This window comes from uncultured Roseobacter sp. (genome assembly GCF_947488185.1).
GTDB lineage: Bacteria > Pseudomonadota > Alphaproteobacteria > Rhodobacterales > Rhodobacteraceae > Roseobacter.
The window spans coordinates 163,705-184,391 of sequence record NZ_CANKYM010000001.1; the positions used below are offsets into that span (position 1 = coordinate 163,705).

A 20,687-nucleotide genomic window follows, 5' to 3' on the forward strand; every position below is an offset into this window, starting at 1 on the left:
GCACGCGCATCCTGGTCAAGCCGCTCCAGCCTGCGTTCGACCCCACGCATGAAAAGGGAATAGCTGCCAATTGTTTGCCGACCGAACAAGTCGGGCGGCAGATCGGCGCTGATCCACTTTTCAAAGAGGATGGCAACGCTTACCGCGCTGCCTTCTTCTTTTTTCCTTCGGGCGCAACCTCCACGCCCTTTGTCGTTGCTTCCATCAGGCGGCGCACAAGGTCTACGTCTGCAGAAAAAAGCTTTCCCGCATCCTTCAAACTCATTTCCGCATGATGTTCCTGCAGGGCGGCATGTACGAAATGGCGGACCTGTTTGACCGGCAGTTTCGCGTCATCGTCGCCCCATGCCTCGACGGTCTCGAAGAAATCCAAACCCGTTTCATCTTCAAAGAAGATGGCGGCATTGAAGTCCATGACGAGCGTCAGTTGCGTGCCATTAAACTCTCGCTGGATGCTTCCACTGAACCGGTCCATCAGGCGATCACCCGTTCATTGGTAGGCTGGCGCTCGAAAATCTTGGCATTCATCGACGCCATCCGCTTGCCACCTACCTCTCCCGTCGGTGTGAAGCTGTTGACGTATCCACGATAGGTCCGCCGTGCTGCACCCTCGATGTGAAATTCAAAAAGAACTTCCTCACGTGTACCGGCGGCAGTTAAAGCCGAAAGTTCCTCGATCAACACGTCACCCGCATGTGCCGGCCAATACTGCTTTTCCTGCGTGAAATCCGCGACGGGCAAGAGCCCCGGCTTGGTTTCACGTGTGCGTCCCGGCGACTGTTGGTGAGTGATGTCAATATCGTCCGGCACCTGGTCAGGAAACGGCAGGCTTTCAATGCCATAGATTTGGGTCCACTCCAGCACGGACGCAACCGTCCTGCCAATCCACAATTCATCATTGTGCGAGATGTCTACTTGACTTGGTGCTTCAGGCATTAGTCTGTTCTCCAGTTTGTGTTAAAATCTTGCCCAATGCGGAAAGGCCGCTGTGTGACCTGATCATCCGCCCTGTCTTCCCGCCCATCCCGTGTTCCAACGTGGAAAATCCCCCGGAACCTGCCGCCGCGATAGAAACTCAGCAGATCACGGATGGCGCGGGAGAGCAGCTTTGCTTGCCCGTAGGTTTCCGCGTAGCAGTCGATCTGCACCCGGCCTTCGGAAAGGCCGTTGCGGCCTTGCATGTGGTAGCCTTCGACGTCGGATATAGTGGTCATCACAACACCCGGCAGTGGATCGCCCTGTGGTCGTGCACCGAAGTAAACCCGATCATCCGCGATGGCCTGCACCGGAGGATGCGCTAAAATCAGGGCGCGCAACTCTTCTTCCATCAGATCCCCGCCCGCGCCGCTTTCCGCGCAGCCCGCGCTGCAGCCCGCTCCAGTTGGTCCGCGATTTCTACGCGGGCCTTGTCGATGAAACCGCGCCACTCCTGATCAAAGGCTGGGCGCGCAAAGGGCTGCGGTGTCACGTGCTCTGTCCCAAATTCCTGAATGTGAGCAGCGGGGTCCGGCCCCGGCCCGACGAAAACCTCAACCGCATCCCTGTCGTTGCGGAACATCTTGCGGTGCATTTTCGCCTGCCGATCTGACAACTTGGTACTAACGTCGATGCTTTCCGACAGGTCCAGTTCGTCCTTTGGTGCGAGGCTCCGCATAGCCCGAGCCATCGGCTCTGCCGCCGCAATCGCAGCCCGGAGTAAAACGTTCTTGCCAGTGGCTGCACTCAGGTCTTCGAAGGCTCTATCCAGGTCACTGAACCCCTCCAGCTTGACAGTTTCGAAACTCATGTATCCGTCCGCGCCAATGCTGAAATCTCAATCCATCGACGCCTGCGACCGGTCTCTTTGATCCCCACAATGTTGTACTCGCGCCCTTCGCATATCAGACGATCCTTTGGCGTGACCTGAGACGTGAAGGTGCTCCAGTGAACCGTAAAGCGCGTGGATACATGCGCGGCGACTTCGGCAGACTTGAGACGCTCGCCATCGCTCACGTCCACCTTTTCTGCCCAGATCGGGTCGCCATGATCGGCAAATTCCTGGTTGACCGAAAACCCGTCATCCACCCTTGCGGCACGCTGGAACTGAACCCGCCAGTCCAGGCGGCGTTGAAGTGCCTTTCCAGCCATCAGAAATGCGGGCGGATGAACTTCCGCACCCGCTCCATTACCCGCACCGGCAAATCGTCGCCGGGGCAGTTGTACCAATGAAACACCGCGTCCAATGCGGCCAGACGAATTTCGGCAGGCACATCCGACGCAGCCTCGCCATATCCAGCGATGTAAGTCACGCGCACCGCATCATCGCGATCATATGTTTCCGGCCACGCTGAAGACGGAGCAAGCCGCAGGAAGGCGCCACAAGCGTCATGGTGAAGGGAAACGGATTCAGCGGCCAATGTCTGCTGCACATTGTCCGCGTCGAAGTAAGTGACTGTCTCCAAAGATTGCGCAGGTGCGAGAACCAGACGCAGTTGATTACCCGGAGGAAACCCGTTCATCGAGTCCACCCAAGTTTGATTGATCAATGCCCTGCCCAAAATACCCTGCGCCCCATCCAGCCGCGAGATTGCCGCATCCACAAGCAGCTGAATTTCACCGTCCGCATCAGACCCGTCACGACGCAGCCTATCGGACTTTGCCTGATCTGCAGTAATGACCTCTGTGGCGGGCGGTACTGTTCTGACGGATACAAGGCGTTTCATCTGCGCTCCGATAGGGCTCTATCGCGCGCCATAGCGCGCGAACTGAGTTAAAGTTCTGGTCAGGGTTTGCTGGACTTGACCGCCCCGCCACCTTGCGGAGCGGTTGTACTGGGCGGGCCCTTTGCCGTCCCGTTGTCCAGATCGGTTTCGCGCAGGACGTCTGGGGCAATTTCGTCAACTTCCGCCCGCGTAATCGATGTACTGCCGGTCAGCGCCTTGACGCGGTCCATGGCTGGCTTGCCACCCGCCGTCCAATCCTCGTCGTCCGAATGATCAAGACGTGCCAGGGCTTCCAACACCGCTTCGGGAGACTTCGCAGCCTCTTCGCGCGCCTGCTCTTGTTCCTGGGCACGATTACGTTCCTGCCGTTCTGCCAGGGCAGGGTCAATCGCGGCGGTCTCCCGCCTTGCTCCTTTGACCTTCTGGGCAAAGCCACCTTTCACCAAAGCCTTGCCCAACCGGTCGGGCACCGGGACAGTCTGACCAGCATCTGCGCAACCGTCTGGTCCCGCCATGATCGAATGCAATTTGACCTGCATTTTATTCTCCTAACTCAGTGTGATGGGTCCGGGTGATCTCTCACCCGGATCGTGGATCACGCCCCGGCGGGGGACGTCACCGAAACCAGCGCGCCCATGTCGTCTACATCGGGTGCGGGCAGCTTCCGTTGCCCATAGCGCAACGCCATGACAGGTCCGAATGCAATATTTGCCCCGGAAGACGCGCGATTGAGGCGCAAGTAGCGCTCGCGCGGGCGGTAGACATCGATGGCCAGGAACTTGCCGTTCAGGTCATCGTTGGCAGCACTCGTCAGCGTAGCCACCGCACCGGCCAATGCCGCCATGCCCGCACCGGAATTGTCGGCGTTCTGCTCCACCGTGGCGGTTGCGATCCCGCCAGAAACGGAGTCCTCGACTGTGGTGAAAAGAATGACGCCTTCATAGCCCGCCATATCGATGATCGCGGAGTCTGCGTCTGTGTTGTCTGCAGCGGCGACCGTACCTGCAAGATGCATCAGGGCCAGACTGTTCAAAAGTGTCGGGTTCATTGTCCTACCTCGTTTTGTCAGACAGAAAGGAATGGGACGGGCCATCTTGGCCCGTCCTGTGCTGCCCAAAGGGCAGCGGGATTTGTGACCTACGCGGCCAGTTGAACGCGCGCGAAGGCCTCTTCCAGCACAGGCGCACCGTCGCCCTCGTAGCGTCCGATGAAACCGACCTGGTTGCTTTCGGCGTAAAGCTCAGCGAGCCGCTGCATCTGCATCTGCAGCGCGTCGAGAATCCAGTAGTGCTCGAAATCGCCCAGCAGACCGATGTATTGCCCTGCCGCAAGCGTGTTCGGCGCAAACTCGGACATCCGCACAGGACGCCCCAGCAGCCGATCCGGTTCGCCTTCCCGCATGCTTTCCCGCCAGAGGTATTGGCCATCGCTGTCCTTGAGCTTGGCAATCTCCTTCATCACGTCGCGGTGGTACAGCCAGTTCGACCGGTTCCAGTATGCAGTTTTCAGGCTGTATTTCACGTTGATCAGCCCATCCGCCGTTGGCTTGGTCTGCGTCATATCTTCGGACACGTCACGCCCTGTGGAAATGCCGCTCGTTGAAGGGACGAAGAGGCCGAGGGGCCTCTTGTCGCCATTGCCAATCATGTATGCCTTTTCCTGCGTCACACCGAACTTGTAGGCGAGACGCTGGCGCACCAGCGCGTCGGCAGGCAAGGCTGAAGTGCGCAGCAACTGGTTGGAAATCTTGATGCGTTTTGCCATCGGGTGCGGCTGCATCACGCGCTTGCCAAGGCGCATTTCATCGTCGTTCGTTCCGGTAGAAAGTTCCGTGGTCCAGTCCGCATCCCCTGGGTCGGCATCCAGCGTCGGCGCACCGATGGATGCGGCGTTGGTCATCGGGATAATATTGGCCAACTCGCGAATGATGACCATATCGTCCATCGCCTTGATGAGCTGCGTGACGAAGGTTTCCGGAATGACCAGGAACCCGCCTTCGACGTTCACCCCAGCGGACAGGTCGCGAAATTCCTGTGCGCCATCACCCCCGATGTCGCCGCTTGCCAGAAAGCTGCGAAACGTTGCCATCAGGTGATCTGTGCGCCCGCGTTCCGCGCCGCGATCTGCACCACGATCACCGTTGCGCTCCCCTTCGGCACCAAGCTCTTGCTGGAGCGTGCGTTCGGCTTCGCGCTGGCGCTCTTCTCGCTCGATCTTTGCACGCAGTTCGTCAGCTTCGTCAAAAAGCTTCTTGTACTGCGTATCTTCCTCTTCGGTCATCGACCGTTTTTCGGTCTCTGCCAGATCAATGAGCGCACGGGCGTCTTTGATCAGTTTGGCGCGCTTCTCGCGCATTTCCTTCAAAGTCATGGTCTGTCCTTTCAGTTGACCAAAAGGCACCGCGCGGGCACCCCGATTGGCCCCGCAGGCGGGGTTTATGGTTGTGGTGAGTTTCGAAAATTGGCCCGCGTCACCGGGCCGGGCGTTCAGCCTTCCAAAAGGTCCAGCTTGCGACGACGTAGTGTGAAATCGGGCGGCTCTGGCGTGTTCTCTTCCTGCCAAGCCTCCATGGACCGCAATGCAATTTCAGTCTGCGGATAAGCCGGGAAAGTGACCGGCGAAACTTCAATCAAGGTGACATCCAGCAATGTGCGAACGATCGTGCCGTCCACCTCGTCCCAACTGTCTTTCTTTGTGCGAAAGCCAAAGGACATCTGGTCAATGTCCCCACGCCGCACAGATTCCAGCAGATCACGTGCAGCGCCAGTGTCAGGGGGCGTGACCTCGATGCGCAGGCCGCGATTGTCTTCTTCCACGCGCAAGGTACGGGACTTGGTGCGCCCCAGCACGTGATTGCTGTTGTGATTGATCAGCGCCCGGATATCGCCGCCAACCGACCCGGAAAACGCACCCGGCGCGATTTGCTCAACAAACCCGCCAAGGTCTTCGGACCGCTCGTCAAAAAGCGCTGCATAGCCAACCAACACCGGCGGTTCACCCTCCGCGTCGCGCACTTCCAACTCCGAACACGCCATGACACGCCGTTCCACGATTGGCGTTTTGCTGTTTTCATTCGCCACTTGATAGGCCTCCCTGATCCAGTTTTTCCAAGGCTGTTTGGAGCGCTGCATCGATCATCGATTGCAGCGCATCGTCGATTGATCCGGGCGCGCCAGACCCATCTGGCCCCAAGGCCCCAATCGGTACGGTTGCACCTTGCACGTAGTGCTCGTTACCACCGTCATAGGGGTTCATATCCTCAGCCGCCCGGACTTCATTTGGCGTCATTGCGCCGATGTAGAACAGATTCCGATAGAACGCCGCCCGCGCCGCAGCATCGCCCCGCAGCAAGCCCTTCATGTCAAAGGCGATGTAGTACCCTGCAGCGCGATCTGTTCTGGATAGCAAGTAAGAGTTGTACCGCATTTCGTGACGCCGGACCCACCGCAGGATGGTGTCCACGACAAACTCAATTGCCTGGTGCTCGATGTTCGAAAAAGTCGCCGCGCCCATTTCGCCCACCTTGTGCGGTGGGACGAGGTAGATGCGGGCGATGTCGCTAACGCTGAACTTTTGCAAATCCAGATATTGCGCCTCGTCCATCGTCATGCCGATGGATTCCCACTTCAAACCACCGTCAAAGATCGCGACCCGACCGGCGTTGTGCGGCCCCATGTGGCGCTCTTCCCAACTCTTTCGCAGCGCCTTGGCCGCATCATCATCAAGCGGCTGCTCGCTCATCAATGCGCCCTTGGGCTGGGCAGAATTCTGATAGAAAGCCTTCAAAAAGCGGGTCGCAGACATCGCATTGCCGATGGTCAGGCGATGCGTTGCGATAGGTGACAGACTGTGTACACCATCCATCAGCTTGTGCGGTACGCGCAGCACTTCGTCATCAAAAAGAATGCGCATTGGCCCGGTACCGTCAGGCCACCACCGATACCGTACGGACCCATCAGAATGCCGGAAAGGTTCAATATGCGGCGGCAGGATCGGCGGCAGGCTTCGAACCCGTCCGTCCGCACCCAGCACAATCCGCGCGAAACTGTCGCCGCGCAGGGCCGTATGCGAAATCTGCATTTCCCGCCACTCGAAAGATGTCATGCCGGACACAGGCATATCATGCAGCAATCCGTAGAGTGGGTGCTCTGTCGCCTTAGACGTGGAAACGACACCTGCATCAGAGCTATCGCGCCGGTAAACATGCAGGGGCAGCGCCGCCAGCGTCTCTGCAATCAGCGCCACACAAGCATAAACAGCCGTAACCCGCATCGCACTGTCGGGCGTGACATTGGTACCGTCGGGATCGCCGAAAAGTTGCGCCAAAACCGGGTCACGCGGATGCGCCGGATTGACCTTTTCTCGGGTCTCGCCTGTCGATGCATCCGCTGACCTAAGCGAAGACAGAATTCCCATCAGGTGCGCACCCCGAAGACGGAAATGCCGGTCAGGATCACACCGGGCGCGATGAAGCCGTACGCCGGTTCTATCAGCCACGCCCCATACCCGATCAAGCCGACGCCTGCCACGCAAAGCACGTCCCGAAACTCCACCCACGGGGTCATGCGCTTTGGTTCATTGTTCGCGCTCACAGCAGACCCCCACGTTGTTTGATTTTCTCACTTGTCAGCTTTCCGGCATCGCCTTCATCGCGCGATGCCACGCCAATTGCGTTGACCAGCCCGACGATTCCGTCGATCCGCTGGGTCGATTTCGCCTTAGTCGGCTTGATGTTGCCCGCAGGGTCTTCATCGACCGCGACAACCTGCGCATGTCGCGCCAAAATCGGATGATCCCCATGGTGCAAGGCGTTCGACATCACCAGCCGTTCGAGTTCCTTCGACGGCGGAGACATAGAAATAAACCCTTGCTGGAAATACTCGATGGGCAGACCTTCTTGCGCAATCTCAATCGTCGTTTGCGTGGCGTTGTAGCGGTCGACGCCGATATTCTCTATTTCGAACCGCTCCGCGTCGTCAAACAGCGTCTGTTTCAGGAATGCGTAGTCAACGACATTGCCTGGCGTGGTCAGCAACGCACCGTTCTTGGCCCATAAATCATAAGGCAGTTTGTCTCTTTTCCGGTGCTCCTCCACCAGATCGTGAGGTTTGAAGAACCGCGCCACAATTGCGGGCACATCCAGACCTTGTTGAACGGGGAACCAATGGATCAAGGCGGTTAGATCATTGATGCTCGACAGGTCGATTCCACTGAAACACCGTTTTCCGACCAGCTCGAATTCCAGCGACTTCCAACCCACCGGGCCTGCGCAATACTTCCAGCCAAAGCGCCGCCCGGTGTCATCGGCCATATCGATTGGCAACCAGCGCACTGCCTGCTCCGACCAGATATTAAGGTGATACGCCTTAAAGCTGTTCTCTAGCCTGGGCGACTGCAACGCCCTGCGCGCGTCGGAACGCATCGTCTCCAGCTTCTTCGACACCCCGAGGTTGGGATTTGCCTTGAACCAGGTTGTTTCCTGCGTCCAGTCGTCCTGTTCATCTGCCGCGTAGATCACGACCAGTGTTTCTGGATCGTCCAACACGCCGTCAATGATCTTTTCGCACTCGTCAAAGATCTCCGACCCATAGCCGCCTTTCTTTCCAGCGGTGGAAATCAGGAACTCCAAAGGCTGGCGTCGGTTGCCCTGGCTATCGTGCATAAACTGGTACAGGTCACCGTTCGGCCATTCGTGGATTTCGTCCCCGATCAGGCCACTTGCAGCCATGCCATGCTTGCCCTTGCCCGAACCGGAGAGCGGTTTGAACGAGGCGTTCAACGCGCCGCAGTAAATGGCCGTCTTCAAGCAAACCAAGTCATCATTGAGCACATCCGATTTACCCACCATGGCCGTGGCCTTGTCGAAAACGATTTTCGCCTGATCCTTGTCTGCCGCAATTGAATAGACCTCGCCGCCATCTTCCGCGTCACCTAGCAGCATCAGTAGGGCAATGCCTGCCGCCAGCTCTGTCTTACCGTTCTTGCGCGGAACCCACACATAGCAACGACGAAAACGCCTTGTTCCGTCCGGGCGTTTCCACCCGAACAGTGGGCGGACAATTTCGTCTTGCTGCCAGTCTTCAAGCTCGAACGGCTTGCCAGACCATTCGCCGGACGTCAGGCGAAGATACTGCGGAAAGAAATCGACCGCTGCCTGGGCGGCAGATTCATCAAACCAATACTCACCGCTGACCCAGACATTGCGGTCCGCATCCCATATCGCAGACTGCCCAACCCCACGTGGTCGGACCTTCGGTCCATGCCGCCCATGGCCCTTCCCTACGCGAACAGGCATGAGTTAGTCAGTTCAGCAGCCCAATGGGCGATTGAGCCTTGCCTTTTCGATCTGACGAAGCGTCTTGGCCCGGTGGATTGAACAGGTCCGGGTTTCTTTCGGCATCGGCACGTGCTGCAAACAATCGTTGCCGATCTGCCGGGTTCAGTCCGAAATTGCCCTCCATGGTCACCAGTTTCCGATCCAACCGATCAGCCTGCATGAAAGCGGGATGTGACCGCTGATATGTGCCGTGCGGGCTTTCGCTCTCATAAAACGTGCCCTTCTCGTCCATGATCTTCTGCAGCTCAAGCCACGTGCCAAAGCCTTGGCAGTACCGACCAAATGACAGCTCATCCAGCTTTGTCAGAATCCGCATCGCTTTCAGCTTCGGGGCAAGTTGCTCCCACACAGCGCGGCCCTGCACATTCAGCCAGTCAGGCGGCGTCAGGTCGGCAGGTTGGTTTTCATCAACAGCATCTGCAGCCGCCGTGGCCTCTTCTTCGATCTCAGCCGCCTTCATTGAGCGACGGCCTGAATTCCCCTTCGCCCGTTTCACCGCTGCAGGCTCCGGTGCTGGCCCTCTGCGTCTTCCGGCCATGAGTTTTTCCACCTCTCAAAAAAAAGTTTCCCGGAAACCTGCGCGCATTTTTTTGTACTTAGGCGCCGGTCCCGGACTGACGGTATTCCAGCGATTGAGACACCCCCTCCCCTACGGTCGCAGGGCGTCGGCGAGTGCCAATGCTCTTGGGCTGGTCAGCTTCAAATCAGCCTCAACAGCCCGCCCATTGTCAAAGTCATGCTCCAACCTTTGCTTGACCACATCGTGATGCCAACGACAGCAGGCCTGCCAATTGTCACGGTCCCAGAACAACGCCATGTCGCCGCGATGGGGCAAGATATGGTCTGTCACCTCAGAAGCGCAAAGAATGCCTACTGCCTCGCAGCCAGGGCAGACCGGATTGCTGCGCAGGAAACCCTTTGATGCCTTGTCCCACCTTCGAGAATAGCCGCGCTCACGTGCTGACCCGCGAACTCGGTCATAGTTTCGAGAGCGCTCTTGCCGGTCAGGCATGTGTGGCGCACGAAATGTTCCAGGCATTGTGGGCATCGCCAGTCCATTGCATTGACGCAGCGCCGGACCTATCCCGCTCGGTCCATTGCTACTTCCAGCCCGCGTCAGTGTCTGACGCCGATTAGGACTTACGGCATGTGCTTGGGATGCGTCCTTTCAAACGCCGGGAACCTCTCCTGGTATTGGTTGCGCGGGCAGGACTTGAACCTGCGACCTTCTGGTTATGAGCCAGACGAGCTGCCAACTGCTCCACCGCGACACAAACGACCAACGTTAAGCCGGTGTGAAATCCAGATAGAATTCCTTGCCAAGGTCGAACTGATCGATGGCCGCTTGATTGGTCACCATCATTTCCAGCTTGCCGCCGGGCGTGTGTTTGGACCAATCCGCATTCTCTTCCCCATTGGCGTAGACCGGGGCCATCACGATGTTGGAACAGGGTTCACTGGTTCCGGTGTGAACATGCTCAACCGATTGCACAAAGAACTTTGCTCGGACAGTTTTCATCTGCCTTCTCCTTTTTGATTTGAGGATTAGTAACAGAAATGCGCCCAACAGTTTCCTGTGGGCGCACTTCGGTTCGGTGCCTTTATGTCAACGAAATGAGATTTTCGTCAACACCTTTTTTCCAAGGTGTGCGGTCAGGAAGACGATCAGACACAACATATGCGCTCAGATTGGCGTGAATTCTGAACGTGTCCCGAAGCTCTTTCAGCGCCGACCACCATTGCAAATAAGCACGCCGCCGCCGCGCCAGATCAACCACAGAGTTGCGGTGGACAACCGGGCACCAACGAACATCAATTGTTCTTGACCGCCCTCTACTCACATAAACCAGCGAACCGAGGCTTTCCGTCTTGGCAAACATCCCGTGCTTGGTGCGCTTCAAATCCAAAGGAACGCATTGAGGTTTCGCGGCCTCGCGCCAATCTGGCCGCATCCCTGCGCGGGCAAGTTCGGCAACCCATAATGCAACCTTGCGACCACCATGCCCAACCGGCAACGCGCCCAAGGCAGAGGCGACCAAATCCGCATCGGGATGCGGCTCAGATCGGCCTCCACCATCAACTTTGCATCCCAAGTTGTGCCGCTGCAGCAATAGGTATTCGGTCCCAAACGAAGGACGATGGCCACCGGAACTTTGCGCGAGTTCGTCAAACTCAATCGACGCCAGTTCTGTGCGAAATGCCCACTCCACCAATTGCAAGATGGGAACTTCTTTTCGGACACGCCCAAGATGATCTGGCTTCACATCCCTCGCAAGCATCACGCCGCATCCTCCCGATCCGCAGCCACCAGGGCCTGCGCCCGTTCGGTGACCGAATTATACCAATCCAACCATGCCGCATCGTCATGCAGGGGAGAGAGACCACGCGCCACCCGATCCCTGACCCGCTCCGCCTTTGTGGCCCATTCCGCCGCCCGACGCGCAACGGCTTCCTTGTCTCTGGGCTGAACCGGCGGGCGCTTGAACTTCCGCCAGAACTCATACTCCGCCACCAATCGGTTACCCTCCAGCGCAGCCCTGCCCGCCGCCGACGCAAACCACCGCCGCAGCGCAGGCAGTTCCTCCAAGGGCCTTGGCTCGAAACACTCTGCCGTGCTGATCACCGCGACAGTCGCAGGCCAAAAGCAACGGTTGGACCCATCGCCATGCGACCGCATCCAGTCCCGCAAGGCCAAAAGACCCGCATCGGTCATGTAGCCCAGATCATCCGCCAACCTGTCCAACTGATGTTTTTGCCTGTCCTGCGGGGTGCCATGCTTGAACCGCATCCCGTCTTCGGCCAACGGCGCAATCAGCAACCTGCGCACCCGGTCCCGCTTAGTCTCATTCTCAGCCATGCCGCCCTTGCCTTTCTGCTCAAACCTTAGTTTTGACGCGAACCGCCATTTTCAGTTTCTTTTCAATTCTCTTTTCTTCTCTTTTCTCTCTCTGCAGACGACAGAATGACCGAAGATGAACCGGTTCTGTCGCAAGACATCCAATTCTGTCCGTTGGACAGAAACGGTTAGAATTGCGTTCCCAACGCCTCCATGCCTTTAAGAATGCGCGGTACCGTCCGGTTGCCCTGCGGATAGTGTTCCGTCAGCCACGCGTCCAACTGCGCCAGGTACATTTCGTTCTCTGAAAACCGCTCACCCGCCAGTTTGGCGACGTTGCCTTTCAACCTCTTGAGCTGCTGGCGTTCCTTATCCGCGTCACTGCGATCAGCACCCTTTACACGCTGCTCAAAGGCCGCTTGCGCCACTTCGGTCACAACCGGGTGCATCAGGTGTACGCGGTTGCCAACCAGACAGGGCGTCCAGTTGTGGAGCGGCGAGGGGTCGCGCCTGCAATAGCCCTGCCAGTCGTCTGTTGACATGTTCAGCATGGCCGCAATCTCGCGCGGATCATTCGGCAAAGTGCCTACCGGGTCCTGATCCTGCGCGCGGCAGAACAGCGCAATCGCAATGCCCTTCACGTCCCAATCCGCCAACAGGTACAGCCGCGAATTCAGAAAACGGTCGTAATGCAGGTTGAAAAACGAATGCGAGGCGAGCCGTTCTCCGCGCGGGATCGGGTATTCCGGCAACGCTCCCGTATCGGAGACAACCATGATGGGCTGAACACTCATGACCTGACCTGCCCCGCTCTGGTTTGCCGCTCTTCCAACCACGCGCTTTGAAGCTGTGCGATGTGCCGCCGCGCCGCGCGTGTCCGCTCACGTATTGCGTCATCCTTGGCTTCGTATTTGCCGATGCGATGAATGAGGCTGGGCAAGGCCAGCCTGTGCCCCCAGCGCCGCATTTCCGACACCCCTGCCCGCTCGCAAGCCTTGCTGCAGTACATCTGCCAGTCGCGGCGCGGCTCGAACGGGGCGCAGCATCCCGGATTGAAGCAAATACCCCGTCTCCAATAGGGCGCGGCGTCGATTTCACCCCAACAGGCGGTCTGAAAGTTCTCCGGTGCCACATGCCGTGCCACGGCGAGTTCAGAGCGTGTTGCTGCGCTACCCATGGGTCGCACCGGCCATTTCTGCAATGAAATCTGCCGCTGAAAAGTCCCACGCGATCTGTGTCAGGTCACGCACTGGCAAGCCGTAGCGGCGGTCAAACCACGCCTGCAGATTGCCGAACTGGTCGAAGCCTTCGATCCGGGCAAGCGTCCGGTAATACTCCGGGTTGTCCATCCGCCGCCCGTCCGAGACAACGCAATCCGGCCATATTTCCAGCGGCACCGATTTGATGCAGGGTGCCTCCAGCAACCGCACGCAGTTTTCGCTGCGCAGACCGGTGAAACAATGCACCGTCTGACCCAATTTCGCATGGGGCACCTTGCGCGGGGGCCAGATCGTGGATGTCTTGACGCCGGAGAGGATCAGCGGCGCGAATCCGGGCTGGAAGCTGTAGGCGACCATCAGACCGCTCCAACCATTGGGAATGCATCGTGAACGAGGCCATCCAACTCGCGACCCATTGCCTTGATCTGGGATTGCGTCTTGCCCTCCCATTGCTTGAACAGGAACGGCACGCTGGCATCCTCGCACTGATCGCGCAAAGCCCGGAACCAGTCGGGATTCGCTGGGCGGTAGTTCGGCCCGCTTTCTCCGCCGGTAATCACCCATGACACGCTGTTTGGCAGATCATCGTTGCAAGGCATTTCATCGCCCCATTCGTCGTATGCGATGCCCGTCAGAGCATCCCACCAGACATCAACCGTGCCGTCCTCATCCTTGGAAAGGCCCGCGATTTCACGGAGGTTGATCTCGCCAATCAGTGGTTCGCATGACAGAAAGTGAATAGCCGCTGGAATTCGAAGTAGATGCGGGATGCGTTGCTCTGCAGTCTTTTGATTTTCAACGGTTGTGCCCAGCCATACGTTGGGCTTGGGATCGCGCAGCCAATACGATGGAAGAAGCCGTTCGATGTTCTGGGGCCGTTTGGTCAGCAGTAGCCAGTCGAGGTTTTCCGTCTCTTCAATGAGGTCCCAAAGTTCATCTCGCCAACTGCTGTCAATGCTTCCGTGATTGTCGAACACATCAGCCAGAGACGCACAGAACACGCGCTCCCGCCGCCCTGTACCTTCCAGCGCCTTGTTCCACTTCACGGGGTTACCCCATGTCTTTGTGCGGCGGCGCTTGGCGTGAGGTCCCCATTGGACATGACCGGAGCGCTTGGCCCAGCCTTCTGCATAGCAGTGATCACAGGCCGGACTGATCTTGGTGCAGCCTGTCCATGGGTTGAACGTGTGGTGGGTCCACTCAATGCCGCTATTCTCAGCCACAACCTGCCCCCCGCAACTCGGCTTCCGCCGTAACAAGGCGATCAACGGCTGCGTCAAAGTTGTCCGGGTCAACCTCGATACCGATGCCCTTGCGCCCGTGCCGCATCGCGGCCACCAGTGTTGTGCCCGACCCCATGAACGGGTCTATGACCACATCACCGGGCTTGGATGAATTGAGGATGTAGATCGCCATCAGGTCGACGGGTTTTTGCGTCTTGTGCACCGCGTTCTTGGGGCGCGGCATCCGCTGGATGCGCTTGTCTCCACCTCTCGCGATGTCCCGCGCCCTGCCCTTCCAAAGGAATAAGGCCAAGTACCCGTCTGCCTCTTCCTCACATCCGTCGCCCTTGGCCAAGCGTACCGCGTTCTCGCCATCCTTCATGTAATACCGGGTGCGGGACGGGCTGATCTTGTCCCACGTGAGCAGGCTGTGAAACTTGAACCCGGCCCCCATGAAGCCGCCATGGGCCGCAAAGACGTTCTTGTCTTCGGCCATGACGTAGCAATCCGCATTCTTCTTGAGGACGCGGTAGACAGGCCCGCCGATCTCGGACCACTTCACTACGTCCATCAGGAACCCGGTGTTGTCATACCGCTCACTGTCGAACTTGCCGCCCATGGCCCCCGGCGTATTTCCTCCCGATGTCAGACGGTACGGCGGGTCCATCACGCCCAGGTCAGCCACCGGGCCAAGTTCCGGCAGGATGTCCAGCGCATCGCCTTCGATCAGCAAACAGTCCCCGACCAGAACCACCCGCTTCGCGCTCTTGATCTTGCCGCTGTGCATCAGGTCCAGCATTACCGCGCCCTCAAGATGTGCCAGCGTGTCAGAACCGTGACAGACGTCAGGGACCAGCGCCGGGCGAGCGCAGCAATGGTGCGGTACTGCCCCTTACTCTTCAAAATCTCCGCATCCATGTCCGGTGTCCAGCGGGGCGATCCGCGCATAGCGGTGACGGTCAGTTCATGTTCGCGGATTTCACGCTCAAAGCGGGTCAGCGCGTTCATGACGCCAACTCCGGCACATCAACGCGCAGCGCCCGATCCAACAGCGCCATGCCGCGCGGACGCCGGATTTGATAGCGCACCACCCGCGATCCCAAATACTCGCGCAGGATTTTCTTTTGGTGGTATACCCACGCCGAGTGATAGTTCTCTGGAGGCTGCATCACCTGCGGCTCAACGATGCCCTCTTCCGACCTGCCATCAAACGCCTGACACCGCACGTAGCACCCGATCAGCGCCAAGTTGGGCAGACCATCATGCTCAAACCACTCCGACCATTGATCAGCCATGGGCACACCAACCTTTTGATCCAAAACTTTGGAAACCCGCCCGCATTACCGCGCCTCCCAATGCTGCCGGAACCAAACCGCCGCTTCGGGAAACGCCATGAATATCCGCGCAACCGCATCACCCGACGCCCGGTTGTCGCCATTCCACCAATTCCACGCCGTCGAATTCCGCACGGAAAACGCAGCGGCGACCTGTTCGGGGTTCGCAAAACGCTCTTTCAGCCACTGCGCCACCATCGGCGCGAACCACTCGCGAAACTCAGCCGAATGCGCTGGGTTCAGATACAAAACATCGGACCGATCCAAGGTTTTGCACCGGGACATGTCACCGCGCGACGGGTTACAAGGCGTTGAAGAGGTGTGAAATTCATTGGCGGCAAGCTTCGTCATGTGATCAGATACCCCTTAAACAACTGGCAGACCGGCCCGCTCTGCACACGCACCGGCCTGCCCCACCAACCGAACGCCATGAGGAACGCCCGACCGATATGATTTGGAAGAAAGCCGCGCCCATTGTCGCATGCGCGATCTGCACATGCGCAGGCGCTCAAGATGTTGAAGGTATCCAGAACCACCCGGTTCAGTTGTTGTACCTTGGTGAACCCTGCAGCACCGTGATCGAAACGATCACCGGCCCCACCGACATTCCGGAACGTGAAACGATAGAAGAAACGCTTGAGGAAACCCGCAAAGCCATGGGTCAACTCGCCATGACAGGGATGACCTGGGGGGCATTGATGGGGTTCGAAATGGCAAACCCAGGCATTCGGGGCACGCATGAAACAATTCTTATGCGGTTGCGCGATGATTGCATGACGACACCGGACGCAACCGCCTTTGATCTGCTGACCGGCTATGCCGAGGAAGTCAGGTGAAGCGATCATGCAGCCCGCCCAACTTCTTTGTTGGTAGAATTGGCGCACTCAGAAAGCTCATCCGGCTTTTCGACACCTTGCGGCCAATTCGCATCGAACCAAGCCAATGCCGCCTCGTACCGCCGCGTTGTCAAATCTCCACCGCCACGAAGTGCCGCGATCTTTTTGCCGTCATCAAAGACCTGACGGGACAAACGACTATCCTTGGAAATTCCAGCAGCCGATTTGTAGCCCGCAGTCACTTTCAGAAGCTTTTCAACAAGTGTCATTATTCTGATATCGGGTTTTATTACCCAATAGTCAACGGTTTTATTACCCGTCGCGGTGCGGTTTGGCCGCCTGTAGGCTTCTGACATGAAAATTAAAGCGATATTGCAGGCAGTTGACGCCTACGAACAAGAGACGGGTAAGAGCGACCGCGCCATTTCCCTTGAGATAGGAATGTCCGAGAGCGCCATCAGAAACTGGCGGCGCAGACTTGAGGCCGGAGAGAAGGATGCAAGCATTGGCGCAAATGCATTAGTTCGGCTCGCCAAGGTTCTCAACGTAGACCCAGCCGATTTTACCGAAATTCAACCTCCACCTGCTAGTGGGTTTGAAGAAAGCTATGCGGTCGCATGGGAACCGCAAAAGGCCTTCCAGGTTGAGGACGTTATGAAATCACTGGCACCGAAGGCAAAAAGCCCCTGCCCCTTTAAGCTGACGCGGGATGCCCCAGCGTTCAATCTGTCTAAGGGCGACATACTCATTCTCGATCTGAATTCTTCCGCCAAAACGGGTGATATTGTTCTCGCAAACAGAGTTGATCCAAATACCGGAAGCGCAGAAACGCTGCTTGGCAGGTATCTGCCCCCGTATATCTCACCGCCGAACGCGAGCGAGAAGCCCCAGCTTGTCGATAGCAACTTGATATCCGTTATGGGACCGGTGGTCGCATCCTTCCGCCCTGACGCCAACAGCGCAAGTTAGGTAAAATTACCCGTAATTGTTGACTTGGGTTATTTTACCCGATAGTCGTACCCCATCGCCAAGATGGGAGCGACTATGAAACACGAATGCCAAACTCTCAAACCCTGCGACATTGTTCCTGACGCCGAGCTGCGCCGCTTAGCGGCCTACTGCCCCGCGCGGCACAAAGGGCGGCTGAGTGACGATGACACCGCCGTTCTGGTGATGATACTGCCGGACATCTGCGGTGAAACCATCGCCCTGCGCATTGCGCACAATACCCCACTCATCACCTACGCGGTGTCGAGTGCAGTGCTGCGCGATCTGGCCAAGGACGGACCCGACCGCCACATGGGCGAGCTGACAGACCGCGAACACTTGATCCTCTCCGCCCGCCTCTCCAGCATGTGCCGCGAACTGCTCACCCTGCGTAGCCTTGAGACCGCAAGGGCCGCGTGATGTCGAACCTACCCCCCTTTGCTCGGTTCTGGATGGTGTGCCGCAAGCCGCAGCATGCCGGGGCCAAGACGGAACCCCGCCAGCGTTACAGCAGCCGCGAGGATGCACAGCGCACCGCCGAACGGCTGGCCCGCGAGAATGACGCACCGTTCATCATTCTGGAAGCGGTCGGCATCGCCCGCCCTACCGACCCGGACTATTCACGGGGGTTGTTCTGATGCCGCACCACGACCTGTGCCGCGCCGCCCGCGCCCGCCGCCTTGCCATCAACCTGCAAGCCGAAGGCCCCCAGACACGCCCCGACACCATGCGGGCGCTCTGCATTGAAAACGGCGGCGACTTCACCCCGCCCGACTGCCACGGGAATTGGGGGCCGGGACGCTGCGAAATCAAGCTGCTGGATATCTTCGGCAGTGGCGACACCGAAGACGCCGCAATCGTCAACTGGATCGACGCGGCCAGGCGCGCCGCGCCGAAACCCCCGCAGAAGGAACAGGCCGCATGACACTGCACACCCCCGATCTCGCACCCGACGACAAGCTGCTGCGCAACGAAGAAGAGTTGCGCCGCGCCCGTGGCATCCTCGCCGATGCACCGCACCACACAGACGCGGAAATCAAGACTGCCGTGGATGCAATCCTGACCCTCACACGCGATGGCGAGGACATCCAAAGGGCCAAGTATGATCTGCAGCTTGCTAGCTTTTGGGCCGACATTCTGGCGCGTGACCCGTGAAACCCACACCACTTACCTGCCGGGGAAATCTCCCTTTCCCCACGCCTCAGCCGGGGCCACTGCGCCCCGGCCTTTTCCAGAAAAGGACCCCTCAATGCCCAAACATGAACTGAACTTCCTTGAGTTCCTGCAATCTTTCCGACGCGGCGAACTGCTGAAAAACGGCGACGACAAGCTTGCAGAACTGATGCAGGCAGTGTGCGAAACCGGTGCCAGCGGCTCCATCACGATCACCCTGCCGTTCAAGATGAACAAGGCTGGGCAGATCGAATGCACGCCTGAAATCAAGCTCAAGAAGCCCACGAAACCGATGGGCACCGGCATCTATTTTGCGACCGATGACGCTCAGCTGACCCGGCGCGATCCCAACCAGCTCGACATGATGGACGATCTGGAAGAACGGCGCGGCAGTCACGCCGCCGAGTAACCCCACCAAAGCCAGGAGACAGACATGGCAAAGAAGACATCCCCTAACGAGCAGACCAACGTGAAGGTGGCCGCAGACCCGCGCGCGGAACTGGACGCGGCAATCGATCTTGAGCGTCTTTCACATCCCACCATTGAAGGCGAACGCGGCAAACGTTGGGCCTTTGTCCCGGACGGATACCAATTGCAGGACATCGGGGACAAATACCGTTTGCCGCCGCATGTGGTGCAATCGATCCGGCTGGATGACCGGGAGTCGCTGACCAGCTACGTCAACCGTTTCAGCAGCAGCAATTCGGTGATCGTGGCAAACTTTGACGCCATGGGCATCGGAGCGGTTCTGGACTGGCATCCCCACAACGACATGGACGAGTTTGGCACCTCCGGCGCGAACGAACACCGCGCCACGCTCAAGCTGCTGATGTCCGAAGAGTTCAAGCGGTGGAATGAATTTGAAGGCACGTTCCACAGCCAGGCGGAATTTGCAGCCTTCCTGGAAGAGAACGCAGTGGACATCACCGACCCGGAGCCGGGCGTGATGATCGAAATCAGCCGCGATCTGGAAGCGAACACGCAAGTCGGTTTCAAATCCAGCACAAGGCTGGAAAACGGCGACCGGAAATTCACCTACGAAACAGACACCCGTGTCGAAAACGATGTGGTTGTACCGCGCGAGTTTCAACTGACAATCCCGCTCTACAACGGCGAGGAACCGGTGGAGCTGCGGGCTGCGTTCCGCTTCCGGCCACAGGCTGATGGCCTGAAACTTGGCTTTGAATGGCGGCGTGTCGAATACCAGCGTCGGGCCTACTTCCAGCAGATCGCAACCCAAATCGCTGACGACACCGGCTTGCCGGTCTTCTTTGGCGATGCGTCCTGCCGCGAACTGCGCACCGGTACTCTCTAGTAAGTATTCAGCCTGTTGCCCTTCACCGGGGAACAGGCTTCACATTTGAACAGGTGATCGGGATGAACGAGGAACCCAAGCTACATCCACTACCACAACCCCGAAACCTCCTTGCGCGCCGCACTCGCCAAAAAGGCAGATCGGTTCATGCCGCGCCGGTCCGCCGCATCATCGACAGCCCGCAACAGGCCAGGGTCCATCGTGATATTGATGCGGCGGGGCGAGCCTTGGTCCGTAACCAGCGGTACCAACACCACCATGGCTCCCTCCGCCCACCCAGCAAGACCGGAATCCGCAAAGATGTCTTTGATACTGGAAGGTGCCGGAATGTCCTCTCCATCCTCGCGCATTCCTTCGGCATGAAACGCCAATGCCTTTGCACCTTCTGCCAGAACGGCATCAAGATCGCTCGCAACGGCAATGCATCCTGGAAAATCAGGGAAGCTGATACCGAATTCGCTTTCGTCTTCTTTGTGAATGAATGCCACGTAATGCATTGCTTTCTCTCTTTCCTGTTAACGCCAGCCCGCTTGCCTGTAGATCGACATGACCGTACCGCGCGGAATATCCTTTACAGGGTGCGGAATGGTCACGCGACCCGGCTTGGTCGGGTGCTTGAACTGATGGTGATCCCCCTTGGTCGCAACGCGCTGCCAGCCATCTTTTTCCAGCATCTTGATCAGTTTGCGGCTATTGCGTTGCATCGTAACCTTCTCCTTTGTGT

General features: G+C 58.2%; 37 protein-coding genes and 1 tRNA gene. 8 read left to right on the forward strand and 30 right to left on the reverse strand.

Going from position 1 to position 20,687, the window contains the following annotated elements; all coding sequences use genetic code 11:
• Positions 1-139: 139 nt before the first annotated feature.
• From Q1A52_RS00855 to Q1A52_RS00985, 27 genes are all read right to left on the reverse strand, one after another.
• Positions 140-475 carry a hypothetical protein gene (locus tag Q1A52_RS00855; RefSeq protein ID WP_300009681.1) on the reverse strand — a complete coding sequence of 112 codons (336 nt, stop codon included), beginning with the start codon at positions 473-475 and terminating at the stop codon, positions 140-142.
• A complete protein-coding gene (locus Q1A52_RS00860) occupies positions 475-936 on the reverse strand; it encodes a phage tail tube protein (RefSeq protein WP_300009684.1) in 462 nt (153 codons plus the stop codon). The genes Q1A52_RS00855 and Q1A52_RS00860 overlap by 1 nt, the downstream gene beginning before the upstream one ends.
• Positions 936-1,328: a DUF3168 domain-containing protein gene (locus Q1A52_RS00865; protein ID WP_300009687.1), complete on the reverse strand. Its 393-nt coding sequence runs from the start codon at positions 1,326-1,328 to the stop codon at positions 936-938. Before Q1A52_RS00865 ends, Q1A52_RS00860 begins: the two co-directional genes overlap by 1 nt.
• Positions 1,328-1,786: an HK97-gp10 family putative phage morphogenesis protein gene (locus tag Q1A52_RS00870; RefSeq protein WP_300009690.1), complete on the reverse strand. Its 459-nt coding sequence runs from the start codon at positions 1,784-1,786 to the stop codon at positions 1,328-1,330. The genes Q1A52_RS00865 and Q1A52_RS00870 overlap by 1 nt, the downstream gene beginning before the upstream one ends.
• Positions 1,783-2,127, reverse strand: a complete 345-nt coding sequence (locus tag Q1A52_RS00875) for a head-tail adaptor protein (protein WP_300009693.1) — start codon at positions 2,125-2,127, stop codon at positions 1,783-1,785. Before Q1A52_RS00875 ends, Q1A52_RS00870 begins: the two co-directional genes overlap by 4 nt.
• Positions 2,127-2,702 (reverse strand): hypothetical protein, encoded by a 576-nt coding sequence (locus Q1A52_RS00880; protein ID WP_300009696.1) that lies wholly within the window; start codon positions 2,700-2,702, stop codon positions 2,127-2,129. The genes Q1A52_RS00875 and Q1A52_RS00880 overlap by 1 nt, the downstream gene beginning before the upstream one ends.
• 59 nt (positions 2,703-2,761) lie before the next feature.
• Positions 2,762-3,241 (reverse strand): hypothetical protein, encoded by a 480-nt coding sequence (locus Q1A52_RS00885; protein WP_300009699.1) that lies wholly within the window; start codon positions 3,239-3,241, stop codon positions 2,762-2,764.
• A gap of 56 nt (positions 3,242-3,297) precedes the next feature.
• The gene (locus Q1A52_RS00890) at positions 3,298-3,750 is read right to left on the reverse strand and encodes a hypothetical protein (protein WP_300009701.1); all 453 of its coding nucleotides are present in this window, start codon (positions 3,748-3,750) and stop codon (positions 3,298-3,300) included.
• An 89-nt stretch (positions 3,751-3,839) separates the two neighbouring features.
• Complete coding sequence (locus Q1A52_RS00895) at positions 3,840-5,072, reverse strand: phage major capsid protein (RefSeq protein ID WP_300009703.1); 1,233 nt, start codon at positions 5,070-5,072, stop codon at positions 3,840-3,842.
• 116 nt (positions 5,073-5,188) lie between these two features.
• A complete protein-coding gene (locus Q1A52_RS00900) occupies positions 5,189-5,782 on the reverse strand; it encodes an HK97 family phage prohead protease (protein WP_300009705.1) in 594 nt (197 codons plus the stop codon).
• Positions 5,772-7,118: a phage portal protein gene (locus Q1A52_RS00905; protein WP_300009707.1), complete on the reverse strand. Its 1,347-nt coding sequence runs from the start codon at positions 7,116-7,118 to the stop codon at positions 5,772-5,774. The genes Q1A52_RS00900 and Q1A52_RS00905 overlap by 11 nt, the downstream gene beginning before the upstream one ends.
• Positions 7,118-7,294, reverse strand: coding sequence for a hypothetical protein (locus tag Q1A52_RS00910; protein WP_300009709.1), 177 nt, complete (start codon positions 7,292-7,294; stop codon positions 7,118-7,120). Before Q1A52_RS00910 ends, Q1A52_RS00905 begins: the two co-directional genes overlap by 1 nt.
• The gene (locus tag Q1A52_RS00915) at positions 7,291-8,997 is read right to left on the reverse strand and encodes a terminase TerL endonuclease subunit (protein WP_300009711.1); all 1,707 of its coding nucleotides are present in this window, start codon (positions 8,995-8,997) and stop codon (positions 7,291-7,293) included. The genes Q1A52_RS00910 and Q1A52_RS00915 overlap by 4 nt, the downstream gene beginning before the upstream one ends.
• Positions 8,998-9,004: 7 nt before the next feature.
• Positions 9,005-9,499 carry a phage terminase small subunit P27 family gene (locus tag Q1A52_RS00920; RefSeq protein ID WP_300009713.1) on the reverse strand — a complete coding sequence of 165 codons (495 nt, stop codon included), beginning with the start codon at positions 9,497-9,499 and terminating at the stop codon, positions 9,005-9,007.
• Between the two features lie 189 nt (positions 9,500-9,688).
• On the reverse strand, positions 9,689-9,856 hold the full coding sequence (locus tag Q1A52_RS00925) for a hypothetical protein (protein WP_300009715.1): 168 nt from the start codon (positions 9,854-9,856) through the stop codon (positions 9,689-9,691).
• A gap of 378 nt (positions 9,857-10,234) precedes the next feature.
• Positions 10,235-10,311, reverse strand: a tRNA-Met gene (locus Q1A52_RS00930).
• Positions 10,312-10,324: 13 nt separating this feature from the next.
• Positions 10,325-10,558, reverse strand: a complete 234-nt coding sequence (locus tag Q1A52_RS00935) for a hypothetical protein (protein WP_300009717.1) — start codon at positions 10,556-10,558, stop codon at positions 10,325-10,327.
• Positions 10,559-10,640: 82 nt separating this feature from the next.
• On the reverse strand, positions 10,641-11,318 hold the full coding sequence (locus Q1A52_RS00940; protein ID WP_300009719.1) for a hypothetical protein: 678 nt from the start codon (positions 11,316-11,318) through the stop codon (positions 10,641-10,643).
• Entirely contained in the window at positions 11,318-11,896 is a 579-nt protein-coding gene (locus Q1A52_RS00945; protein ID WP_300009721.1) for a hypothetical protein, read from the reverse strand. The genes Q1A52_RS00940 and Q1A52_RS00945 overlap by 1 nt, the downstream gene beginning before the upstream one ends.
• Positions 11,897-12,063: 167 nt before the next feature.
• Positions 12,064-12,669: a hypothetical protein gene (locus Q1A52_RS00950; protein ID WP_300009723.1), complete on the reverse strand. Its 606-nt coding sequence runs from the start codon at positions 12,667-12,669 to the stop codon at positions 12,064-12,066.
• On the reverse strand, positions 12,666-13,052 hold the full coding sequence (locus Q1A52_RS00955; protein ID WP_300009725.1) for a hypothetical protein: 387 nt from the start codon (positions 13,050-13,052) through the stop codon (positions 12,666-12,668). The genes Q1A52_RS00950 and Q1A52_RS00955 overlap by 4 nt, the downstream gene beginning before the upstream one ends.
• Positions 13,045-13,452, reverse strand: coding sequence for a hypothetical protein (locus Q1A52_RS00960; RefSeq protein WP_300009727.1), 408 nt, complete (start codon positions 13,450-13,452; stop codon positions 13,045-13,047). Before Q1A52_RS00960 ends, Q1A52_RS00955 begins: the two co-directional genes overlap by 8 nt.
• Positions 13,452-14,318 (reverse strand): DUF5131 family protein, encoded by an 867-nt coding sequence (locus tag Q1A52_RS00965; protein WP_300009729.1) that lies wholly within the window; start codon positions 14,316-14,318, stop codon positions 13,452-13,454. The genes Q1A52_RS00960 and Q1A52_RS00965 overlap by 1 nt, the downstream gene beginning before the upstream one ends.
• A complete protein-coding gene (locus tag Q1A52_RS00970) occupies positions 14,311-15,117 on the reverse strand; it encodes a site-specific DNA-methyltransferase (RefSeq protein ID WP_300009731.1) in 807 nt (268 codons plus the stop codon). Before Q1A52_RS00970 ends, Q1A52_RS00965 begins: the two co-directional genes overlap by 8 nt.
• Entirely contained in the window at positions 15,117-15,326 is a 210-nt protein-coding gene (locus Q1A52_RS00975; protein WP_300009733.1) for a hypothetical protein, read from the reverse strand. The genes Q1A52_RS00970 and Q1A52_RS00975 overlap by 1 nt, the downstream gene beginning before the upstream one ends.
• On the reverse strand, positions 15,323-15,613 hold the full coding sequence (locus tag Q1A52_RS00980; protein ID WP_300009735.1) for a hypothetical protein: 291 nt from the start codon (positions 15,611-15,613) through the stop codon (positions 15,323-15,325). Before Q1A52_RS00980 ends, Q1A52_RS00975 begins: the two co-directional genes overlap by 4 nt.
• A gap of 45 nt (positions 15,614-15,658) precedes the next feature.
• Positions 15,659-16,003 (reverse strand): hypothetical protein, encoded by a 345-nt coding sequence (locus tag Q1A52_RS00985; RefSeq protein ID WP_300009737.1) that lies wholly within the window; start codon positions 16,001-16,003, stop codon positions 15,659-15,661.
• A gap of 98 nt (positions 16,004-16,101) precedes the next feature.
• Between Q1A52_RS00985 and Q1A52_RS00990 the strand changes: the two genes are divergently transcribed.
• Complete coding sequence (locus tag Q1A52_RS00990) at positions 16,102-16,488, forward strand: hypothetical protein (RefSeq protein ID WP_300009739.1); 387 nt, start codon at positions 16,102-16,104, stop codon at positions 16,486-16,488.
• A gap of 5 nt (positions 16,489-16,493) precedes the next feature.
• Here the strand turns inward: Q1A52_RS00990 and Q1A52_RS00995 are convergent, their stop codons facing one another.
• Entirely contained in the window at positions 16,494-16,844 is a 351-nt protein-coding gene (locus Q1A52_RS00995) for a hypothetical protein (protein WP_300009741.1), read from the reverse strand.
• Between Q1A52_RS00995 and Q1A52_RS01000 the strand changes: the two genes are divergently transcribed.
• The 7 genes from Q1A52_RS01000 to Q1A52_RS01030 all read left to right on the forward strand — a co-directional run bounded on the left by Q1A52_RS01000 (position 16,843) and on the right by Q1A52_RS01030 (position 19,963).
• The gene (locus tag Q1A52_RS01000; RefSeq protein ID WP_300009742.1) at positions 16,843-17,457 is read left to right on the forward strand and encodes a helix-turn-helix transcriptional regulator; all 615 of its coding nucleotides are present in this window, start codon (positions 16,843-16,845) and stop codon (positions 17,455-17,457) included. The two genes, Q1A52_RS00995 and Q1A52_RS01000, sit on opposite strands and share 2 nt — an antisense overlap.
• A 75-nt stretch (positions 17,458-17,532) precedes the next feature.
• Positions 17,533-17,895 carry a hypothetical protein gene (locus Q1A52_RS01005; RefSeq protein WP_300009743.1) on the forward strand — a complete coding sequence of 121 codons (363 nt, stop codon included), beginning with the start codon at positions 17,533-17,535 and terminating at the stop codon, positions 17,893-17,895.
• Positions 17,895-18,113 carry a hypothetical protein gene (locus tag Q1A52_RS01010; RefSeq protein ID WP_300009745.1) on the forward strand — a complete coding sequence of 73 codons (219 nt, stop codon included), beginning with the start codon at positions 17,895-17,897 and terminating at the stop codon, positions 18,111-18,113. The genes Q1A52_RS01005 and Q1A52_RS01010 overlap by 1 nt, the downstream gene beginning before the upstream one ends.
• A complete protein-coding gene (locus tag Q1A52_RS01015) occupies positions 18,113-18,400 on the forward strand; it encodes a hypothetical protein (protein WP_300009747.1) in 288 nt (95 codons plus the stop codon). Before Q1A52_RS01010 ends, Q1A52_RS01015 begins: the two co-directional genes overlap by 1 nt.
• Positions 18,397-18,630, forward strand: a complete 234-nt coding sequence (locus tag Q1A52_RS01020; protein WP_300009750.1) for a hypothetical protein — start codon at positions 18,397-18,399, stop codon at positions 18,628-18,630. Before Q1A52_RS01015 ends, Q1A52_RS01020 begins: the two co-directional genes overlap by 4 nt.
• A 94-nt stretch (positions 18,631-18,724) precedes the next feature.
• Complete coding sequence (locus tag Q1A52_RS01025; RefSeq protein ID WP_300009753.1) at positions 18,725-19,057, forward strand: hypothetical protein; 333 nt, start codon at positions 18,725-18,727, stop codon at positions 19,055-19,057.
• A gap of 24 nt (positions 19,058-19,081) precedes the next feature.
• A complete protein-coding gene (locus Q1A52_RS01030; RefSeq protein WP_300009756.1) occupies positions 19,082-19,963 on the forward strand; it encodes a DUF2303 family protein in 882 nt (293 codons plus the stop codon).
• 89 nt (positions 19,964-20,052) lie between these two features.
• Here Q1A52_RS01030 and Q1A52_RS01035 read toward each other — a convergent pair whose 3' ends face one another.
• The gene (locus tag Q1A52_RS01035) at positions 20,053-20,460 is read right to left on the reverse strand and encodes a type II toxin-antitoxin system HicB family antitoxin (protein ID WP_300009759.1); all 408 of its coding nucleotides are present in this window, start codon (positions 20,458-20,460) and stop codon (positions 20,053-20,055) included.
• Between the two features lie 18 nt (positions 20,461-20,478).
• Positions 20,479-20,667, reverse strand: a complete 189-nt coding sequence (locus tag Q1A52_RS01040) for a type II toxin-antitoxin system HicA family toxin (RefSeq protein WP_300009762.1) — start codon at positions 20,665-20,667, stop codon at positions 20,479-20,481.
• Between the last annotated feature and the right edge of the window lie 20 nt (positions 20,668-20,687).

Excerpts from the sequence above, each read along its gene's own strand:
- Q1A52_RS00855 (WP_300009681.1), bottom strand. The coding sequence starts at position 475 with ATGGACCGGTTCAGTGGAAGCATCCAGCGAGAGTTTAATGGCACGCAA.
- Q1A52_RS00860 (WP_300009684.1), bottom strand. The coding sequence starts at position 936 with ATGCCTGAAGCACCAAGTCAAGTAGACATCTCGCACAATGATGAATTG.
- Q1A52_RS00865 (WP_300009687.1), bottom strand. The coding sequence starts at position 1,328 with ATGGAAGAAGAGTTGCGCGCCCTGATTTTAGCGCATCCTCCGGTGCAG.
- Q1A52_RS00870 (WP_300009690.1), bottom strand. The coding sequence starts at position 1,786 with ATGAGTTTCGAAACTGTCAAGCTGGAGGGGTTCAGTGACCTGGATAGA.
- Q1A52_RS00875 (WP_300009693.1), bottom strand. The coding sequence starts at position 2,127 with ATGGCTGGAAAGGCACTTCAACGCCGCCTGGACTGGCGGGTTCAGTTC.
- Q1A52_RS00880 (WP_300009696.1), bottom strand. The coding sequence starts at position 2,702 with ATGAAACGCCTTGTATCCGTCAGAACAGTACCGCCCGCCACAGAGGTC.
- Q1A52_RS00885 (WP_300009699.1), bottom strand. The coding sequence starts at position 3,241 with ATGCAGGTCAAATTGCATTCGATCATGGCGGGACCAGACGGTTGCGCA.
- Q1A52_RS00890 (WP_300009701.1), bottom strand. The coding sequence starts at position 3,750 with ATGAACCCGACACTTTTGAACAGTCTGGCCCTGATGCATCTTGCAGGT.
- Q1A52_RS00895 (WP_300009703.1), bottom strand. The coding sequence starts at position 5,072 with ATGACTTTGAAGGAAATGCGCGAGAAGCGCGCCAAACTGATCAAAGAC.
- Q1A52_RS00905 (WP_300009707.1), bottom strand. The coding sequence starts at position 7,118 with ATGGGAATTCTGTCTTCGCTTAGGTCAGCGGATGCATCGACAGGCGAG.
- Q1A52_RS00915 (WP_300009711.1), bottom strand. The coding sequence starts at position 8,997 with ATGCCTGTTCGCGTAGGGAAGGGCCATGGGCGGCATGGACCGAAGGTC.
- Q1A52_RS00920 (WP_300009713.1), bottom strand. The coding sequence starts at position 9,499 with ATGAAGGCGGCTGAGATCGAAGAAGAGGCCACGGCGGCTGCAGATGCT.
- Q1A52_RS00925 (WP_300009715.1), bottom strand. The coding sequence starts at position 9,856 with ATGGCGTTGTTCTGGGACCGTGACAATTGGCAGGCCTGCTGTCGTTGG.
- Q1A52_RS00935 (WP_300009717.1), bottom strand. The coding sequence starts at position 10,558 with ATGAAAACTGTCCGAGCAAAGTTCTTTGTGCAATCGGTTGAGCATGTT.
- Q1A52_RS00940 (WP_300009719.1), bottom strand. The coding sequence starts at position 11,318 with ATGCTTGCGAGGGATGTGAAGCCAGATCATCTTGGGCGTGTCCGAAAA.
- Q1A52_RS00945 (WP_300009721.1), bottom strand. The coding sequence starts at position 11,896 with ATGGCTGAGAATGAGACTAAGCGGGACCGGGTGCGCAGGTTGCTGATT.
- Q1A52_RS00950 (WP_300009723.1), bottom strand. The coding sequence starts at position 12,669 with ATGAGTGTTCAGCCCATCATGGTTGTCTCCGATACGGGAGCGTTGCCG.
- Q1A52_RS00955 (WP_300009725.1), bottom strand. The coding sequence starts at position 13,052 with ATGGGTAGCGCAGCAACACGCTCTGAACTCGCCGTGGCACGGCATGTG.
- Q1A52_RS00960 (WP_300009727.1), bottom strand. The coding sequence starts at position 13,452 with ATGGTCGCCTACAGCTTCCAGCCCGGATTCGCGCCGCTGATCCTCTCC.
- Q1A52_RS00970 (WP_300009731.1), bottom strand. The coding sequence starts at position 15,117 with ATGCTGGACCTGATGCACAGCGGCAAGATCAAGAGCGCGAAGCGGGTG.
- Q1A52_RS00975 (WP_300009733.1), bottom strand. The coding sequence starts at position 15,326 with ATGAACGCGCTGACCCGCTTTGAGCGTGAAATCCGCGAACATGAACTG.
- Q1A52_RS00980 (WP_300009735.1), bottom strand. The coding sequence starts at position 15,613 with ATGGCTGATCAATGGTCGGAGTGGTTTGAGCATGATGGTCTGCCCAAC.
- Q1A52_RS00985 (WP_300009737.1), bottom strand. The coding sequence starts at position 16,003 with ATGACGAAGCTTGCCGCCAATGAATTTCACACCTCTTCAACGCCTTGT.
- Q1A52_RS00990 (WP_300009739.1), top strand. The coding sequence starts at position 16,102 with ATGATTTGGAAGAAAGCCGCGCCCATTGTCGCATGCGCGATCTGCACA.
- Q1A52_RS01000 (WP_300009742.1), top strand. The coding sequence starts at position 16,843 with ATGAAAATTAAAGCGATATTGCAGGCAGTTGACGCCTACGAACAAGAG.
- Q1A52_RS00995 (WP_300009741.1), bottom strand. The coding sequence starts at position 16,844 with ATGTCAGAAGCCTACAGGCGGCCAAACCGCACCGCGACGGGTAATAAA.
- Q1A52_RS01005 (WP_300009743.1), top strand. The coding sequence starts at position 17,533 with ATGAAACACGAATGCCAAACTCTCAAACCCTGCGACATTGTTCCTGAC.
- Q1A52_RS01010 (WP_300009745.1), top strand. The coding sequence starts at position 17,895 with ATGTCGAACCTACCCCCCTTTGCTCGGTTCTGGATGGTGTGCCGCAAG.
- Q1A52_RS01015 (WP_300009747.1), top strand. The coding sequence starts at position 18,113 with ATGCCGCACCACGACCTGTGCCGCGCCGCCCGCGCCCGCCGCCTTGCC.
- Q1A52_RS01020 (WP_300009750.1), top strand. The coding sequence starts at position 18,397 with ATGACACTGCACACCCCCGATCTCGCACCCGACGACAAGCTGCTGCGC.
- Q1A52_RS01025 (WP_300009753.1), top strand. The coding sequence starts at position 18,725 with ATGCCCAAACATGAACTGAACTTCCTTGAGTTCCTGCAATCTTTCCGA.
- Q1A52_RS01030 (WP_300009756.1), top strand. The coding sequence starts at position 19,082 with ATGGCAAAGAAGACATCCCCTAACGAGCAGACCAACGTGAAGGTGGCC.
- Q1A52_RS01035 (WP_300009759.1), bottom strand. The coding sequence starts at position 20,460 with ATGCATTACGTGGCATTCATTCACAAAGAAGACGAAAGCGAATTCGGT.
- Q1A52_RS01040 (WP_300009762.1), bottom strand. The coding sequence starts at position 20,667 with ATGCAACGCAATAGCCGCAAACTGATCAAGATGCTGGAAAAAGATGGC.